Raw genomic sequence first — 16,147 nt, 5'->3', positions numbered from 1 at the left:
GGCTTGCCGTTCCTATATGGACGCGATATGCCAAAGCGCAGCCGCGAAGGGAACCCCATGACACTTGGACAGAAAATCGCCTGGGACGACACGGTTTTGCCGTTCCAGCTGGATGATGCGGATATCCGTGGCCGCGTGGCCCGGCTCGACTCGGTGCTTGAGGGCATACTGAGCCAGCACGCCTATCCGACCCAGGTCGAGGCGCTGGTGGCCGAAATGGCACTGCTGACGGCGCTGATCGGTCAGACGATCAAGCTGCGCTGGAAACTGTCCTTGCAGGTGCAGACCAAAGGCCCGGTGCGGATGATCGCGACCGACTATTACGCGCCCGCCGCCGACGGCCAGCCCGCGCGTATCCGGGCCTATGCCAGCTATGATGCCGAGCGCCTGACCAATGCCGCGCCCTTTGCCCAGCTTGGCGAAGGCTATTTTGCCGTGATGATCGACCAGGGCGAGGGCAACACCCCCTATCAGGGCATCACCCCGATCGCGGGCGGTAGCCTGCGGGCCTGCGCCGAGGCGTATTTTGCCCAGTCCGAGCAATTGCCCACCCGCTTCGCGCTCAGCTTTGGCCGCTCTACCGAGGCGGGCGAGGGGGAGCATTGGCGCGCGGGCGGGGTGATGATCCAGCATATGCCCAAAGCCTCGCCTTTTGCCACCGGCGGCGGCTCGGGCGAGGGTGGGCTGCTTGAGGCGCGCGATATTGTCGGCGAGGAGGACGAGGAGAACTGGACCCGGGTCAACGCGCTTCTCGATACGGTCGAAGAGCTGGAGCTGATCGGGCCCAGCGTTTCGCCTTCGGATCTTCTGGTGCGGCTCTTTCACGAGGAGACGCCGCGTGTCTTCGATGCGCAGGCGGTGCAATTCGGCTGTACCTGCTCGGAGGATCGCGTGCGTCAGAGCCTGTCGATCTATTCGGCCAAGGATATCGAGAAGATGACCACCGAGGACGGGATCGTGACCGCTGATTGCCAGTTCTGCGGGGCCCATTACGAGATGGATCCCAGCACGCTCGGCTTCGAGGCGACAACCGCCCCGCAAGATGGCGATGGCTGATCCGCTTGGGCCAGTGATCCGCGCGCTGGGCCGCGCTGGTTCTGCATCGTCGGACTATGACCTCAACCCCGACACGGTGCTGCCGCCGGGCCGCAAGCTGCGCCCGGCCGGTGTGCTGGTGCCGCTTTTGGTGAGAAATGGCGAGGCGCGGCTGATCCTGACCAAACGCTCCTCGGCGCTGAAACACCACCCGGGACAGATCGCCTTTCCCGGTGGCAAACAGGATGACGGCGATGCCGATATCACCGCCGCCGCCCTGCGCGAGGCGCGCGAAGAGATCGGGCTTGATCCGGGCAATGTGGAGAGCCTGGGCCAATTGCCCGGGCATGAGACCGTCACCAGCTTTGCCGTCACGCCGGTTGTGGGGCGTGTGCTGGCCCCGTTCGATCCGGTGCCGGAGGCGGGCGAGGTGGACGAGGTGTTTGATGTGCCGCTTGCGCATGTGCTCGACGCTGCGCGCTATTCGGTGCAGGGGCGGCGCTGGCGCGGCAGCATCCGCAAATATTACACCGTGCCCTTCGGCCCCTATTACATCTGGGGCGCCACGGCGCGCATCCTGCGGACCCTTGCCGACGCGGTGGACCGGTCATGACCATCACCGGCGACTGGATAGAGGACCCGGCATGCCAGGCTGTTTGCCGGATGCTGACCGATGCCGGGCATCAGGCGCTCTTTGTCGGGGGATGCGTGCGCAACACGCTTTTGGGTGTACCGGTCGGCGATATCGACATTGCCACCGATGCGCGGCCCGAGGCGGTCATTGCCCTGGCCGAGACGGCAGGGCTGAAAGCGGTGCCGACAGGGATCGAGCACGGGACCGTCACGGTTGTTTCAAACGGCACACCCTACGAGATCACGACATTTCGCAGAGATGTCGAAACCGACGGCCGCCGGGCGGTCGTGGTGTTCGCGGATTGCGTCGAAGACGATGCGCGCCGACGTGATTTCACCATGAACGCGCTTTACGCCCGGCCCGATGGCACGGTGATCGATCCGCTGGGCGGGTTGCCTGATCTTGAGGCGCGCCGTTTCCGGTTCATCGAAGATGCGGATGAGCGTATCCGCGAGGATTACCTGCGCAGCCTGCGGTTTTTCCGGTTCAACGCCTGGTACAGCACCGCCGGGGCCGGGCTTGATCCTGAAGCGCTGGCGGCGATCGCGGGAAATCTGGAGGGGCTGACCAGCCTCTCGCGGGAGCGTGTTGGCGCAGAGATCGTGAAACTGCTGAGTGCACCTGACCCGGTCTTTGCCGTCGCGGCGATGCGTCAGGCGGGGGTGCTTCACGCGGTCCTGCCCGGAGCGGATGACAGGGCGCTTGGCCCGCTGGTGCATCATGAGGCGGCGCTGGCGGTCGACCCTTCACCGATCCGCCGGCTTGCCGCGCTGGGCGGAGAGGATGCGGCGGCCCGGCTGCGGCTGAGCAAGGCGCAGAGCAAGGAACTGACGCGCCTGAGCGACGGCGTCAGCAGCACCATGCAGGCCGGAGAACTGGGGTATCGCCACGGGGCAGAGGCCGCGCGCGATATCATTCTGCTGCGCGCGGCGCTTCTGGAAGGGCCGCTCGACCCCAACGGGTTTGCGGCGGCAGAGGCCGGAGCGCGGGCTGTTCTGCCTGTCGCTGCGGCGGATTTCAGCGCAGGCTATTCCGGCCCGGTGCTGGGGGCGAAGCTGCGGGAGGTTGAGCAAGCCTGGATCGCCTCGGGCTTTGCGCTGACCCGAGAGGAGCTTTTGCGGCAATGAGCGGGACCCGGATCATTGCGCGCCTTGGGCATCAGGGCGACGGGGTGGCCGAGGGGCCGCTCTTTGCGCCCTACACTCTGCCCGGTGAAGAGGTGAGCGGGGTTGCAGACGGGCAGACGCTGCGCGACGTGAAAATCCTCACACCCTCACCCGACCGGGTGAAACCGGCATGCCGCCATTTCCCGGCCTGTGGCGGATGCAAGCTGCAACATGCGTCCGCCCCGTTCCTGGCGGAGTGGAAGACCGGGATCGTGCATCAGGCGTTGCAGGCGCATGGCCTCAGCGGGTCATTTCTGCCGATGCATGTCTCTCCGGCGCAGTCCAGGCGGCGCGCGGTGGTGAAGGCCAGGCGCACCAAGAAGGGGGCGATGGTGGGATTTCACGCCCCCGCCTCTGACGTGATCGTCGAGACGCCCGATTGTCAGCTTCTGCACCCCGATCTGATGGCCGCTTTTCCCGCGGCCGCGGCGCTGGCGCGTCTGGGCGCAAGCCGCAAACATGCCTTGTCGGTCATGCTGACGCTCAGCGCGCAGGGGGTTGATGTTCTGGCCAGTGTCGGCAAGCCGCTTGAGCCGCAGATGCGCATAGAACTGGCGGCGCTGGCCGAGAAGTTCGATCTTGCGCGGCTGACCTGGGACGATGAGCCGATTGTCACCCGCCGCCCGCCAGAGCAGATCTTTGGGCGGGCAAGGGTAACGCCGCCGCCGGGCGCTTTTCTGCAGGCGACGATGGATGGTCAGGCGGCCTTGCAGGCGGATGTGCGGGCGCATGTCGCCGGGGCCAAACGCGTGGTTGACCTTTTTGCCGGCTGCGGCACCTTCGCGCTCGATCTGGCCTTTGCCCATGAGGTGCATGCGGTGGAAGGGGACGCGGCGATGATGCGCGCGCTCGATCAGGCCTGGCGGAAGGCGGATGGGCTGCGGCTGGTCAGTCATGAGGCGCGCGATCTGTTTCGCAGACCGCTCATGCCGGATGAGCTGTCCTCGTTTGATGCGGCGGTGCTCGACCCGCCACGCGCCGGGGCAGAAGCACAGGTTGCCGAGCTTGCTCAGGCCCAAATTCCGGTGGTGGCCTATGTCTCCTGCAATCCGGTGAGCTTTGCCCGGGACGCGGCGCATCTGGTGCAAAATGGCTATGAAATGACCGCTTTGCGCGTCGTGGATCAGTTCAAATGGTCCGCACATGTGGAAATCGTGTCAAAGTTTCAGCTCAGATCCACCTGAGCCTGCAAAAACGCTACCATTTTTAAGCTATTCTGGTGTATGGGATCGCCAATGCGTTTCGCGAAGGTCAAAGGGCGCGCGTCAGATGCGCCCCGGCCGGGACAGAGACGGCTGAGGCAAGTATCACAGGCGGAATACGGGACAAACTCATGCGCTACAGCAGACGATCGGCTCTTTTGATCACGCTGGCCGGATTGGCCGGGGCGTCTTCTCCTTCAATCGCGATCGCGGAAACCTCGCATAGCAGGCCGCGGTTCCGGGCCTATAGCGGACCGGAGGTGACCGATATTGTCATCGCAAAGAAGAAGCGGAAGATGTGGCTTATGAGCGGGGACAAGGTGCTCAAAAAGTATCGGATTCATCTTGGATTCCAACCCGAAGGGCACAAGCAGTTCAAGGGCGACGGAAAGACACCGGAAGGCACCTATCGGATTGACCGGCGGAACCCGGAAAGCGACTTTTATCTGTCGCTCGGCATTTCCTATCCCAATGCGCAGGACGTGGCGTTTGCCAAGGCGCATGGCAAGGACCCTGGTGGCGACATCTTTATTCACGGCAAGCCGAATAAGAAACGGCCCAAGGGCAGGGACTGGACCGCGGGCTGTATCTCGGTGACGAACCGGCAGATGGAAGAGATCTATGCGATGGTCAAGGATGGCACTTACGTGACCATTTACCCCTGATCATACCTGAAGGGTCTGACCGGGATCAGCTTCCCATCACCAGCGCCCACCACAGTTTGCCATTTGCTTCCTGTGTCCAGGCAAATCCCATCTTGCGGGCGTCGCCCGACAGGATCACCCGGCGCGTGTCGGCCTGATCCATCCAGGCGGCCAGGGTCTCAAGCTCGGTCTCGTAGGTTTCCGAGATGTTTTCCCCAACAAGGTCGCCCGTGTATCCCACGCGGCGTACCCGGTCGATCGGGGAAGAGCCGTCGGAGCCGAAATGCCAGGGACGGTTCTGGATCGACATGTCGCGTGCATGAGTGGCAGCCGCGGCGTTGAGCAGCGAATCGTAGGCAACCGGGGCAAGACCGGCGGCCTGACGCAGCGAATTCACCGAATCGAGCATGCGGAACTGGATCTTGGCTTCGTCACCCGCCCGGATGCGGTAAACTGTCGGTAGAGGTTTGCCATCCGTGCCAAGCTGAGGCGTGGGCGCTTCACAGGCCGAAAGGCCCATCAAAGCCACAAGCAAAAAACCAAAAATACGCACCATTATCGTGCCTCACCCGAAATCATCTTCGAACCCGCTTTACATCGCCTTTGAATGTCTTTCAAACCCGCATGGGCGCAGTTTTGCCAAATAACGCCGGTTTGAATTGCGACTGCGTCTTTCGCGCCATATATTACGCGCGACACGATTTTCGAGGCAGCAGGAGTTGCAGAATGGCCTTTAGTTCCGATTTTAAGATGAAACGCCGGACATTTCTGGCAGGGTCCGCCGCGACCATCGGTTTGCCGGCGTTTGCACAGGACGTGAACAGCGCGGCCACAACCGAGATCGAAGCCGAAGTGACCGAGACCGTCCGCCGGAATATCTCGAGTTTCCGCCGACTGGACTGGCAGCCTTATTTCTCGAATCTCAATGGCGGGGCGATTCTCGTCGATATCGATTCGCGGGCGCTGCATTTCTGGAATGATGCCGGTCAGTACTGGCTTTACCCGTCCAGCGTTCCGCTGACCGAAGAACTGACCCGCCGCGGCCGCACCCAGGTGGTCCGCAAAGTCGAGGGGCCGAGCTGGCGCCCGACGCCGTCGATGCTTGAACGCAATCCCGACTGGCCCGAATATATCGGCCCTGGACCGGATAACCCCTTGGGAACACATGCGCTTTATCTGAGCTGGACCTACTATCGTATCCACGGAACCCATGACACGCGCAAAATCGGGCGGCGTTCGTCCAATGGCTGCATCGGCCTTTACAACGAGCATATCGCCGAACTTTTCGGCATGGCGCGGGTCGGGACTCAGGTGTTGCTTATTTGACGGGCAGTTCCGCGATGAGCAGATCAATGCTCAGGAGGGGTTTGCAATTCCGTTAAATTGCTGATTATTCAAAGTTACGAGAATATCTCGGCGTCCGCCGTGGGTAACATGGTGGCGCTTCATCTGGAGGATAACATGAAGAAACTCGTTCTCGCTGCCGCTCTGGCCGCCGCCGCAACCACCGCATCCGCTGGCACCATGGAAGAGCCGGTCATGGAGCCGCCCGTGATCGTTGAAGAAACCGCAGCCAGCTCGTCTGCTGCCGGTATCTGGATCCCGCTGGTTCTGCTGGCACTGGTCGCTGCCGCAGTTGCTGCCGACTAAGCCGGTTTGCACCGTAAAGATCGAAGAAGGCAGCGCATCACGCGCTGCCTTTTTTCTTGGGTGATCAGTCGAGCCAGCCCTTGAGATTGTCCTGAATTATGGCGCTGAGCGCCTTGATATGCGCGGGCTGGTCGTTGAGGCAGGGGATATAGGTGAAGTCCTCGCCGCCCGCCTCCTCGAAACTCTCGCGAATCTCTTCGTTGATTTCTTCAAGCGTTTCGATGCAATCGGCCGAGAAGGCCGGTGCGATCACCGCGATGCGTTTCTTGCCTTCTTCACGGGCCAGACGGGCGACCTCTTCCACGGTATAGGGCCGCAGCCATTCCTCGCTGCCAAAGACGGATTGGAACGTCGTGCCGATCTGATCCTCGCTCCAGCCGAGCCGCTCGCGCAGGAGGCGCGTGTTTTTCTGGCATTGGCAGTGATACGGATCGCCCTGCATCAGATAGCGCTGCGGCATGCCGTGATAGGACACCACCAGTTTCTCGGGCTTTTGCTCGGCCTTGGCATAGGCCTCCTCGATCGAGGCGGCGAGCGCGTCTATATAGAGCGGATGTTCGAAGTAAGGCTCGACCACACGGGCGATGGGTTGCCAGGTCTGCTCCATCAGCGCGCGAAAGAACTGGTCATTCGCGGTGGCGGATGTGGCCCCGGCATAATGCGGATAAAGCGGGAAAAAGAGGATGCGGCGGCATCCGGCCTCGACCATCGCGCTGACTTTGGAGAGCGTGGAGGGATTGCCATAGCGCATGCAGAAATCAACCATCACCTGATCGCCATAACGCGCCTGCATTTCCGCAGAGATGGCGGCGGTCTGATCGCGGGTGATCGTCATCAGAGGGCTTTCGTTCTTGTCCTCGTTCCAGATTGACCGATACGCCTCGCCGCTGCTGAAGGGGCGTTTGGACAGAATGATCAGTTGCAGGATCGGCTGCCATTTCCAGCGGGGCAGGTCGATCACCCGCCGATCCGAGAGAAACTCGTTGAGATAGCGGCGCATCGACCAGTAATCGGTCGCGTCGGGCGTGCCGAGATTGGCCAGAAGGATACCGGTCTTGGCGGCAGGCACTGCCGGGTGATCGGCGGCGGCATGCTCGGGGCGTTTGGCTGGGGTATCGTCAAACATCGGTGGCAATCCTTCCTGGCGGGTTGCGGTGTGACATAACGGTTGTTGCCGCGCCGTCAATCTTTGAGCGGTGTTTCTTTGGTATTGAGCGCATCGGCAAGGCGGGTCGTTGCGCTGCCCGGGCGGAGCGGTTGCGGCTGGTCGGGGGCAGGCGCCCAGCCCGTCAGAAAGACGATATCGAAGGTGGCGGGGATGCGGCCATCGGCTGTGCCGAAACTCTCGGCGTAGATCTCGCAGGCCCGCATCAGAAGGGCGCGGCGCATCGGGCGGCGGGCCCGGGCGGTGAGTGCGTTGACCTCTCCCATGGCGCGCAGATCGCGCATCAGATGCAGCGGCGTTTCATAGCTGACGGTGAATGGTACGCTGTCGGCCACCGGCAAAGCAAAGCCCGCGCGTTGCAAAAGCCCGCCAAGGTCGCGGATTTCGGCCATCGGGACAATCCGGGGCGAGAGCCCGCCATATAGATCCGATTCGGCCTGTGCGAAGGCGGTGCGCAGTTCATGCAGGGTGGTGCCGCCGAACAAGGCGGCCAGAAACAGACCATCGGGGCCAAGCGCGCGGCGGCACTGGATCAGCTGGCCCAGCGGATCATTGGCCCAGTGCAGAGACAGCGCGTGAATGATCAGGTCCTGACCCTGCTCCTCAAGGTCGAGCAAGTCCTCATCCGCGATGTGCCGCGATCCCGGGATCATGTCGGACCAGACAGCAGGCAGGCCGCTGATCACGGCGGGCTTCATAAAGGATTTGTTAACCATTGAGAGCCGATCCTTGATCTCGTCCATCGCCTGCTCGTGCAGGAATGTCGCCGGGGCGTCACTCCGGGCGGCACGGCGGCGGTGAAGGGCGAGGGCATCGCGGTCAATCAGGGGCTCTGTCATGGGCGAGACAATAGTGTGAAGGTGCCGGGGGTTCAAACCGCGTTGCGCCTGATTTATCCGCCGCGCTGCACGATCTGCGGCGAGCAGGTAGAGAGCGATTTCGCGCTCTGCGGCCCCTGCTGGCGTGACACGCCGCTGATTGCGGGGCTTGTCTGCGACCTGTGCGGCGCGCCTCTTCCGGGGGAGGGCGGTGGCGAGGCGGTCCATTGCGACGATTGTATGCGCGTGGCGCGTCCCTGGGCGCAGGGGCGCGCGGCAATGTTGTATCGTGACAACGGCCGCAAGCTGATCCTGGCGCTAAAGCATGGTGACCGGCAGGAGGTTCTGCGCCCCTGCGCGCAATGGCTGGCTGCTGCGGTGCGGCCCATGATGGCAGGTGGCGAGGTGCTTGTCGCGCCGGTGCCCTTGCACTGGATGCGCCTTCTCAAACGCACCTACAATCAATCGGCCCTTTTGGCGCAGGCTGTCGGAAAACAGCTGGATCAGCCGGTTTGCCCCGATCTTCTGATCCGCACGAAGCCGACGCAAAGCCTGGGCGGGCTGACCCATGACAACCGTTTTCAGGAGCTTGATCAGGCGATCCGCGTGCATCCGAAACGCGCCCATCTGATCGAGGGGCGGACGATCCTGGTGATTGACGATGTCATGACCTCCGGGGCCACCTTGTCGGCGTCGGTTCAGGCCTGTCAGAACGCAGGCGCAAGGCGGGTCCTCATCGGGGTACTGGCGCGCGCGGCCAAGGACGCCTAGATAGGGGCAAACCGTTCTTTCAAGAGGCCCCTATGCCACAGATCGACATCTACACGTCTCCGCTTTGCGGCTTTTGCAGCGCGGCCAAGCGGCTGCTGACCCAAAAGGGCGCAGCGTTCACCGAAATCGACGTGCTGGCCAATCCCGCGCGCAAGCCGGAGATGGTTCAGCGCGCAAATGGCGGGCGTACCGTGCCGCAGATCTTTATCGGCGGCGTGCATGTGGGCGGGTGTGACGACCTCTATGCGCTGGAGCGGGCGGGCAAGCTTGATGCGCTTCTAAGCGCCTGAGCCCGGTGATGCGCGCTGCCCTCCTTCAGCTCAACAGCGGCGACGATCCGGCGGCCAACCTGCCCCGGACCGAGGCGTTGATTGATGCGGCGGTGGGGCAGGGGGCGGGCTTTGTTCTGACCCCGGAGGTGACGAATTGCGTGTCCTCCAGCCGCGCCCGGCAGCAGGATGTACTGCAACGGCAGGAGGAGGATATCACCCTTGCGGCCTTGCGGGCGAAGGCGGCTGCGCATGGGATCTGGCTTCTGATCGGATCCCTGGCGTTGAAGACGCAGGATGCCGACGGGCGTTTTGCGAACCGCTCTTTTCTGATCGCCCCGGATGGCGCGATTGTGGCGTGGTATGACAAGATCCATATGTTCGATGTCACCGTGTCGGAGACGGAAAGTTATCGCGAGTCGGCGGGCTACAGGCCCGGGGACAGGATGGTGTTGGCTGACACATCTTTTGCCAGTGTGGGCCTTACGATCTGTTATGACCTGCGGTTTCCGCATCTTTTCCGGCAATTGGCACGGCGCGGCGCGCAGGTGATCACTGTACCGTCGGCGTTTTCCCCGGTTACCGGAGCGGCGCATTGGGAGAGTATGCTGCGCGCCCGGGCGATCGAGACGGGGGCGTATATCCTGGCACCGGCACAGGCCGGAACGCATCAGGCCACGACGGGCAAACCGCGCACGACCTATGGCCATAGCCTGGCCGTGTCGCCGTGGGGCGACGTTTTGGCCAATGGTGGGACCGGGGAAGGGGTCGTTACCATTGAGCTTGACCTTACCCAAGTGGAGATTGCCCGCGCGCGCATCCCTGCCATGACCAACGACACGACATTTGACGGGCCGTGACATGTCTGACGCATCGAACAGCCTTGCCGTTTCACTTTTCAGCGAGATTCTCTCGAACGAACAGCTGATCCGAAACCGGCTGGGAAGAGTGCTGCCCAAGGGGATGGAGATTTCGCATTTCTCGGTGCTCAATCATCTGGCGCGGATCGCCGATGAGCGCAGCCCGGCGCAGCTTGCCAAAAATTTCAACGTCACGCGCGGGGCCATGACCAACACCCTGGCCAAGCTGGAATGGGCAGGTTACGTGCATATCCGCCCCGATTGGGATGATGCCCGGCGCAAGAAGGTGGCGATCAGCCCCGCCGGGCGTGCGGCGCGGGATGCCGCGCTGGCGGCGATCACTCCGCTGATTTCCGAAGCGGTGGCGGAGCTGGGAGATGCAAAGGTGCGTGCGACGCTGCCCGTACTGAGGGAGCTGCGCCAGAAACTGACGCCTGAAGGCTAGAAGCCCCGGAGAAGGCCCGGGCCGCGCGTCAGCCCGGTTTCACAGCGGCGGTCACATAGTTCACGCTCAGATCGCGATCCGACAGGGACCAGCTCCAGCTGACCGGGTTGAAGACAAAGCCCTTGCGATCCACCGGGTTCAGCCCGGCCTTGGACAGGAACCCGTAAAGCTCGTCCGGGGTGATGAATTTTGACCATTCATGCGTGCCCTTGGGAAGCCAGCGCATCACGTATTCGGCTCCGATGATAGCCATGCCATAGCTTTTGAGGTTGCGGTTGATGGTCGAACAGACATGCAGACCGCCGGGCTTGAGCAAAGCCGCGCAGACGTTCAGGAACTCTTGCGGGTCGGCCACATGCTCGACCACTTCCATGTTCAAAACGGCGTCAAACTGCTCTCCTGACGCCGCCAATGCTTCGGCGGTGGTGTGGCGATAGTCGATATTCAGCCCCGATTGCTCGGCGTGTACGCGCGCGACGGGAATATTGCGCTCGGCCGCGTCGGCCCCTACGACATCGGCCCCAAGGCGCGCCATGGGTTCGCTCAGCAGGCCGCCGCCACACCCGATATCGAGAATACGCAGTCCCGAAAACGGCGCGTCGCTGGACAGATCACGATCGAACTCCGCCGCGATCTGGCGGGTGATGTAATCGAGTCGGCACGGATTGAGCATGTGCAGTGGCTTGAACTTGCCATTGGGGTCCCACCATTCGGCGGCCATGGCTTCGAATTTGGCGACTTCATGTTGATCAATCGTGGACTGAGCGGCTTGCATTCTGCTCTCCATGTGCTCTTTTGGGTTTGCACTCTATATAGGTTGGTCATGGATAAAAGCCCGGACCGGAAAAGCGCAATCCAATATCTGTACCCGCCGATCGAACCTTTCGACCGGCGCATGATGGATATGGGCGACGGGCACAAGGTCTATGTCGAACAATCGGGGCGGCATGACGGTGTGCCGGTGATCGTGCTGCATGGCGGCCCCGGTGGCGGGTGCAGCCCGGCGATGCGCCGGTACTTTGATCCGGATGTGTATCGCATTGTGCTGTTCGATCAGCGCGGTTGTGGCCGGTCGCGGCCGCATGCGAGCGTCGAGGCGAACACAACCTGGCATCTGGTGGCCGATATCGAGCGCATCCGCGAGGCGCTGGGCGTTGAGAAATGGATCGTTTTCGGTGGAAGCTGGGGCGCGACGCTTTCTCTGATCTACGCGCAAACCCATCCCAATCGCGCCCGGCATCTGGTGCTGAGGGGTGTGTTCCTGATGACGCAAGGAGAGCTTGACTGGTTCTATGGCGGGGGGGCCGGAAAATTCTGGCCCGAGACCTGGGCGCATTTCCAGGCGCTCATTCCCGAGGAAGAGCGCGGGGATATGATCGCCGCCTATCACAAGCGGTTGTTTTCCGGCAATCACACCGAAGAGGTGGAGCACGCCCGAGCCTGGTCGGCCTGGGAAAATGCGCTGGCGACCGTGCAGTCCACCGGACATGGCGGGTCGAGCCCGCCGGATTACGCCCGTGCCTTTGCGCGGCTTGAGAACCACTATTTCACCCATGGCGGGTTTCTGGAGGAGGATGGCCATATCCTCAACCGCATGGGCCGGATCGCGCATATTCCGGGCACGATCGTGCAGGGGCGCTATGACATGATCTGCCCGCCGCAGGGGGCCTATGCACTGGCCGAAGCCTGGGGAGAGAAGGCCGATCTGCGGATGATCCCCCTGGCGGGGCACGCCCTGTCGGAACCCGGGATCAGCGCCGAGCTGGTCAGCGTGATGGACCGGCTTGCAAGACGAGTCTGAGAGACGTCCAGCAGCAGACCCGAAAACCCCTTCCCGGCTGACCTCGGGCCGATCACATTTGCGAATTATTCGCATTTAATCTTGACATCCTGCGAATGACTCTCAATTTCAACGCGAGGGACGACCATCACGAGGATGTTTGAAAAATGAAGATCACTCTTGCCAGTCTGACCGCTGTTATTGCCCTCTGGGCCGGTTTTGCGCAGGCCGAGGAACGGATGAAGGTTGTGACCACCTTTACCGTGCTGGCCGACATTGCCCAGAACGTGGCCGGGGAAGCGGCCGAGGTTGTATCGATCACAAAGCCAGGCGCCGAGATTCATGGCTATGAACCGACCCCGCGCGATATCGTCAACGCGGTGGATGCCGATCTGATCCTCTGGAACGGCATGAACCTTGAGCTGTGGTTTGAGCAATTCCTGCGTAACCTGGGCGATGTGCCGAGTGTCACCGTCTCTGAAGGGATCGACCCGATCATGATCTCAACCGGCAGCTATGAGGGCAAGCCCAACCCGCATGCCTGGATGGGGCTGGATAATGCGCTGATCTATATTGATAACATCGCCGCCGCTTTTGGGGCGCAAGACCCGAAGAACGCACAGATCTATCTGGACAATGCCGCCGCCTACAAGGACGCGCTGCGCGCCACGATCGAACCCCTGCGCGAGAGTATCGCGGCGCTGCCCAAGGATCAGCGCTGGCTGGTGACCTGTGAAGGGGCGTTCAGCTATCTGGCGCGGGATTTCGGGATGCAGGAACTTTATCTCTGGCCGATGAACGCCGATCAGGTGGGCACACCGCAACAGGTCCGCGCGGTAATCGACGGGGTGCGGGAGCATGACATTCCCGCCGTCTTCTGTGAAAGTACGGTCAGCACGGCCCCCGCCGAACAGGTGGCCCGCGAAACCGGTGCGACCTATGGCGGTGTGCTCTATGTCGATTCGCTGAGTGAAGCGGACGGGCCCGTGCCCACCTATCTCGACCTTCTGCGCGTGACCTCCGAGACGATTGTGCGCGGCTTGACCGGGAGTGCCGAGTGAACCAAACCACCGATCCCGGCCTCAGTGCCAAGAACGTCACCGTCACCTACCGAAACGGCCATACGGCGCTGTGGGATGCCAGTTTTGACATCCCGCGCGGGACGGTGACGGCGCTGGTCGGGGTGAACGGGGCCGGGAAATCGACCCTGTTCAAGGCGATTATGGGCTTCGTGCCCACCGCCAAGGGGGAGATTCGCATCCTTGGCCGGACAGTCCGCGAGGCGCTCAAGGCCAATCTCGTGGCCTATGTGCCGCAGGCGGAAGAGGTGGATTGGGATTTTCCCGTTCTCGTCGAAGATGTGGTGATGATGGGGCGTTACGGGCATATGGGCCTGATGCGCCGCCCGCGTGCGGCCGATCATGCGGCTGTGGATCAGGCGCTGAACCGCGTCGGAATGAGCGCGTATCGCCACCGCCAGATCGGAGAGCTGTCGGGCGGGCAGCGCAAGCGCGTGTTCCTGGCGCGGGCGCTGGCGCAGGACGGGCAGGTGATCCTGCTGGATGAGCCCTTCACCGGCGTGGACGTGACCACTGAGGACCAGATTATCGCGCTTTTGCGGGAGTTGCGCGAAGAGGGCCGCGTGATGCTGGTTTCGACCCATAACCTTGGCTCGGTCCCGGAGTTTTGCGACCGAACGATCCTGGTGAAAGGCACGGTGCTGGGTCATGGCCCGACCGAGACGACCTTTACCCGTGAGAACCTGATGAAGGCCTTTGGCGGTGTGCTCAGGCATTTCACCATCGGCGGCGATGCGCTGCATGACGATGACGACGCGCGGCAGGTGACGATCCTGACCGATGACGAACGGCCTTTCGTTCAATATGGCGAGAAAACCCAGACCACCGAGCGCGAAGAGCCATGAGCACCCTGCTGGAGCCTTTCGCCTATACCTACATGGTCAATGCGATGTGGGTTTCGGCCCTGGTGGGTGGGGTCTGTGCGTTTCTGTCGGCATACCTCATGCTCAAAGGCTGGTCTCTGATCGGCGACGCGCTGGCGCATTCCGTGGTGCCGGGGGTGGCCGGGGCCTATATGCTGGGCCTGCCCTTTGCGCTGGGTGCCTTCATTGCCGGGGGTCTGGCGGCGGGGGCGATGCTTTTGCTGTCCGAGAGGTCCGGGCTGAAGGTGGATGTGATCATCGGGCTGATCTTCACCTCGTTCTTCGGACTGGGCCTGTTCATGGTGTCCATGAACCCGGTGGCAATTTCGATCCAGACCATCACCATGGGCAATATCCTGGCCATCACGCCCGAGGATACGCTGCAACTGGCGATCATCGGGTTTGTGACGCTGGCGGTTCTGCTGTTCAAATGGAAGGACCTGATGGTCACCTTCTTTGACGAAAGCCATGCCCGAACGCTGGGTCTGAACCCGGGCCTGCTGAAAGCGGTGTTCTTTGTGCTTTTGTCGGCCTCTGTGGTGGCGGCAATGCAGACGGTCGGTGCCTTCCTGGTGATTGCCATGGTCGTAACGCCGGGGGCGACGGCGTATCTCTTGTGTGATCGCTTTCCCCGGTTGCTGATCGTGTCGGTCGTGATCGGTGCGGGCACCAGCTTTGCCGGCGCCTATGCGAGTTACTTCCTCGACGGGGCCACGGGGGGCGTGATCGTCTGTTTACAGACGGTGCTTTTTCTCGCGGCATTTGTTTTTGCGCCCAAGCACGGGTTGCTGGCTGCCAAACGCAAGGCGCGGCTGGCGCTGGAGGGGCGGGGATGATCGAGACACTGCTCTTTCCCTTCCAGTTTCCGTTTATGCAGAATGCCTTTCTGATCTCGCTCATCGTGTCGGTGCCCGCCGCGTTACTGAGCTGCTTTCTGGTGATGAAAGGCTGGGCGCTGATGGGCGATGCGGTCAGTCATGCGGTGCTGCCGGGGATTGTGGTGGCTTATATCCTTGGGCTGCCGCTGATTATCGGCGCCTTCGCGGCGGGTATGATTTGCGCCGTGGCGACGGGTTATCTGAGTGGGAACAGCCGGGTGAAGCAGGACACGGTGATGGGCGTGGTCTTTTCGGGCATGTTCGGTCTTGGCATCGTGCTTTATGTTTCGGTCGAGACGAACGCGCATCTCGATCATATCCTGTTTGGCAATATGCTGGGGGTGGAGCCGCATGAGCTCTGGACCTCCGGGGTGATCTCATTGCTGGTCGCCGGGGCGATCCTGCTCAAGTGGAAAGACCTGCTCTTGCACAGCTTCGACCCCGCGCAGGCACAGGCGAGTGGCCTGGCGGTGAACCTACTGCATTACGGCTTGCTCACGGCGTTGTCGCTGACCGTCGTGGCCACGCTGTCGGCCACCGGGCTGATCCTTGCCATCGGGCTGCTGATCGCACCGGGGGCGATTGCCTTCCTGCTGGTGCGCCGGTTCAGCGCGATGCTGTGGGTGTCGGTGGTGGTATGTATGGGGTCGATGCTTCTGGGCACCTACCTGAGCTTCTTCCTCGACAGCGCGCCAGCACCCACGATCATCCTGATCCTGACGGCGCTGTTCCTGCTGGCGTTCCTGCGGCGGCAGGTGTTGACGCGGCGGGCGTCTGCCAAAGTCAGGAAAGAGCGAGACACCCCCTTGCAGACTCATCCCTAGAGGCGTATATCCCCGTCAACAGCGGCGCGTTCGGGTCCACACCGGAGGCTCCACCGGAAAACAT

General features: G+C 62.3%; 20 protein-coding genes. 16 read left to right on the top strand and 4 right to left on the bottom strand.

Annotation, left to right across the window (positions count from 1 at the left end):
* The first annotated feature begins 57 nt into the window (after positions 1-57).
* The 5 genes from hslO to EI983_RS18455 all read left to right on the top strand — a co-directional run bounded on the left by hslO (position 58) and on the right by EI983_RS18455 (position 4,702).
* Entirely contained in the window at positions 58-1,056 is a 999-nt protein-coding gene (gene hslO, locus EI983_RS18475) for an Hsp33 family molecular chaperone HslO (RefSeq protein WP_157708804.1), read from the top strand.
* Positions 1,049-1,648 (top strand): CoA pyrophosphatase, encoded by a 600-nt coding sequence (locus tag EI983_RS18470; RefSeq protein ID WP_157708803.1) that lies wholly within the window; start codon positions 1,049-1,051, stop codon positions 1,646-1,648. Before hslO ends, EI983_RS18470 begins: the two co-directional genes overlap by 8 nt.
* The gene (locus EI983_RS18465) at positions 1,645-2,796 is read left to right on the top strand and encodes a CCA tRNA nucleotidyltransferase (protein ID WP_157708802.1); all 1,152 of its coding nucleotides are present in this window, start codon (positions 1,645-1,647) and stop codon (positions 2,794-2,796) included. The genes EI983_RS18470 and EI983_RS18465 overlap by 4 nt, the downstream gene beginning before the upstream one ends.
* Complete coding sequence (locus EI983_RS18460) at positions 2,793-4,019, top strand: class I SAM-dependent RNA methyltransferase (protein ID WP_157708801.1); 1,227 nt, start codon at positions 2,793-2,795, stop codon at positions 4,017-4,019. Before EI983_RS18465 ends, EI983_RS18460 begins: the two co-directional genes overlap by 4 nt.
* 149 nt (positions 4,020-4,168) lie before the next feature.
* Positions 4,169-4,702 carry a L,D-transpeptidase family protein gene (locus EI983_RS18455; protein WP_157708800.1) on the top strand — a complete coding sequence of 178 codons (534 nt, stop codon included), beginning with the start codon at positions 4,169-4,171 and terminating at the stop codon, positions 4,700-4,702.
* A 25-nt stretch (positions 4,703-4,727) separates the two neighbouring features.
* On the opposite strand, the gene dalA is transcribed toward EI983_RS18455, so the two are convergent.
* A complete protein-coding gene (gene dalA / locus EI983_RS18450) occupies positions 4,728-5,237 on the bottom strand; it encodes a divisome-associated lipoprotein DalA (RefSeq protein ID WP_157708799.1) in 510 nt (169 codons plus the stop codon).
* A 170-nt stretch (positions 5,238-5,407) separates the two neighbouring features.
* Between dalA and EI983_RS18445 the strand changes: the two genes are divergently transcribed.
* Complete coding sequence (locus tag EI983_RS18445) at positions 5,408-6,007, top strand: L,D-transpeptidase (RefSeq protein ID WP_157708798.1); 600 nt, start codon at positions 5,408-5,410, stop codon at positions 6,005-6,007.
* 135 nt (positions 6,008-6,142) lie between these two features.
* Positions 6,143-6,331 (top strand): hypothetical protein, encoded by a 189-nt coding sequence (locus EI983_RS18440; RefSeq protein ID WP_157708797.1) that lies wholly within the window; start codon positions 6,143-6,145, stop codon positions 6,329-6,331.
* Between the two features lie 64 nt (positions 6,332-6,395).
* Here EI983_RS18440 and hemH read toward each other — a convergent pair whose 3' ends face one another.
* Together hemH and EI983_RS18430 are read right to left on the bottom strand one after the other, a co-directional pair.
* Entirely contained in the window at positions 6,396-7,457 is a 1,062-nt protein-coding gene (gene hemH, locus EI983_RS18435) for a ferrochelatase (RefSeq protein ID WP_157708796.1), read from the bottom strand.
* 56 nt (positions 7,458-7,513) lie between these two features.
* A complete protein-coding gene (locus EI983_RS18430; RefSeq protein ID WP_157708795.1) occupies positions 7,514-8,335 on the bottom strand; it encodes a methyltransferase domain-containing protein in 822 nt (273 codons plus the stop codon).
* Between the two features lie 42 nt (positions 8,336-8,377).
* On the opposite strand from EI983_RS18430, the gene EI983_RS18425 reads away from it, so the two are divergent.
* The 4 genes from EI983_RS18425 to EI983_RS18410 are packed head-to-tail and all read left to right on the top strand — an operon-like array spanning position 8,378 to position 10,659.
* Positions 8,378-9,085 (top strand): double zinc ribbon domain-containing protein, encoded by a 708-nt coding sequence (locus tag EI983_RS18425; RefSeq protein ID WP_425500888.1) that lies wholly within the window; start codon positions 8,378-8,380, stop codon positions 9,083-9,085.
* Between the two features lie 32 nt (positions 9,086-9,117).
* Entirely contained in the window at positions 9,118-9,375 is a 258-nt protein-coding gene (gene grxC / locus EI983_RS18420) for a glutaredoxin 3 (protein WP_157708794.1), read from the top strand.
* Positions 9,376-9,383: 8 nt separating this feature from the next.
* Positions 9,384-10,214, top strand: coding sequence for a carbon-nitrogen hydrolase family protein (locus tag EI983_RS18415; RefSeq protein ID WP_157708793.1), 831 nt, complete (start codon positions 9,384-9,386; stop codon positions 10,212-10,214).
* 1 nt (position 10,215) lies between these two features.
* The gene (locus EI983_RS18410) at positions 10,216-10,659 is read left to right on the top strand and encodes a MarR family winged helix-turn-helix transcriptional regulator (protein WP_157708792.1); all 444 of its coding nucleotides are present in this window, start codon (positions 10,216-10,218) and stop codon (positions 10,657-10,659) included.
* Positions 10,660-10,687: 28 nt separating this feature from the next.
* Here EI983_RS18410 and ubiG read toward each other — a convergent pair whose 3' ends face one another.
* Positions 10,688-11,434, bottom strand: coding sequence for a bifunctional 2-polyprenyl-6-hydroxyphenol methylase/3-demethylubiquinol 3-O-methyltransferase UbiG (gene ubiG, locus EI983_RS18405; protein ID WP_157708791.1), 747 nt, complete (start codon positions 11,432-11,434; stop codon positions 10,688-10,690).
* Positions 11,435-11,482: 48 nt separating this feature from the next.
* On the opposite strand from ubiG, the gene pip reads away from it, so the two are divergent.
* From pip to EI983_RS18380, 5 genes are all read left to right on the top strand, one after another.
* Positions 11,483-12,460, top strand: a complete 978-nt coding sequence (gene pip / locus EI983_RS18400; RefSeq protein ID WP_157708790.1) for a prolyl aminopeptidase — start codon at positions 11,483-11,485, stop codon at positions 12,458-12,460.
* A 146-nt stretch (positions 12,461-12,606) separates the two neighbouring features.
* On the top strand, positions 12,607-13,500 hold the full coding sequence (locus EI983_RS18395) for a metal ABC transporter substrate-binding protein (RefSeq protein ID WP_157708789.1): 894 nt from the start codon (positions 12,607-12,609) through the stop codon (positions 13,498-13,500).
* The gene (locus tag EI983_RS18390) at positions 13,497-14,363 is read left to right on the top strand and encodes a manganese/iron ABC transporter ATP-binding protein (RefSeq protein WP_157708788.1); all 867 of its coding nucleotides are present in this window, start codon (positions 13,497-13,499) and stop codon (positions 14,361-14,363) included. Before EI983_RS18395 ends, EI983_RS18390 begins: the two co-directional genes overlap by 4 nt.
* Entirely contained in the window at positions 14,360-15,217 is an 858-nt protein-coding gene (locus EI983_RS18385) for a metal ABC transporter permease (protein ID WP_157708787.1), read from the top strand. Before EI983_RS18390 ends, EI983_RS18385 begins: the two co-directional genes overlap by 4 nt.
* The gene (locus tag EI983_RS18380) at positions 15,214-16,083 is read left to right on the top strand and encodes a metal ABC transporter permease (RefSeq protein ID WP_157708786.1); all 870 of its coding nucleotides are present in this window, start codon (positions 15,214-15,216) and stop codon (positions 16,081-16,083) included. Before EI983_RS18385 ends, EI983_RS18380 begins: the two co-directional genes overlap by 4 nt.
* The last annotated feature ends 64 nt before the right edge of the window (positions 16,084-16,147 follow it).

It is taken from the genome of Roseovarius faecimaris (assembly GCF_009762325.1).
GTDB classification, from domain to species: domain Bacteria; phylum Pseudomonadota; class Alphaproteobacteria; order Rhodobacterales; family Rhodobacteraceae; genus Roseovarius; species Roseovarius faecimaris.
This window is presented reverse-complemented; position numbering and strand designations above follow the sequence as displayed.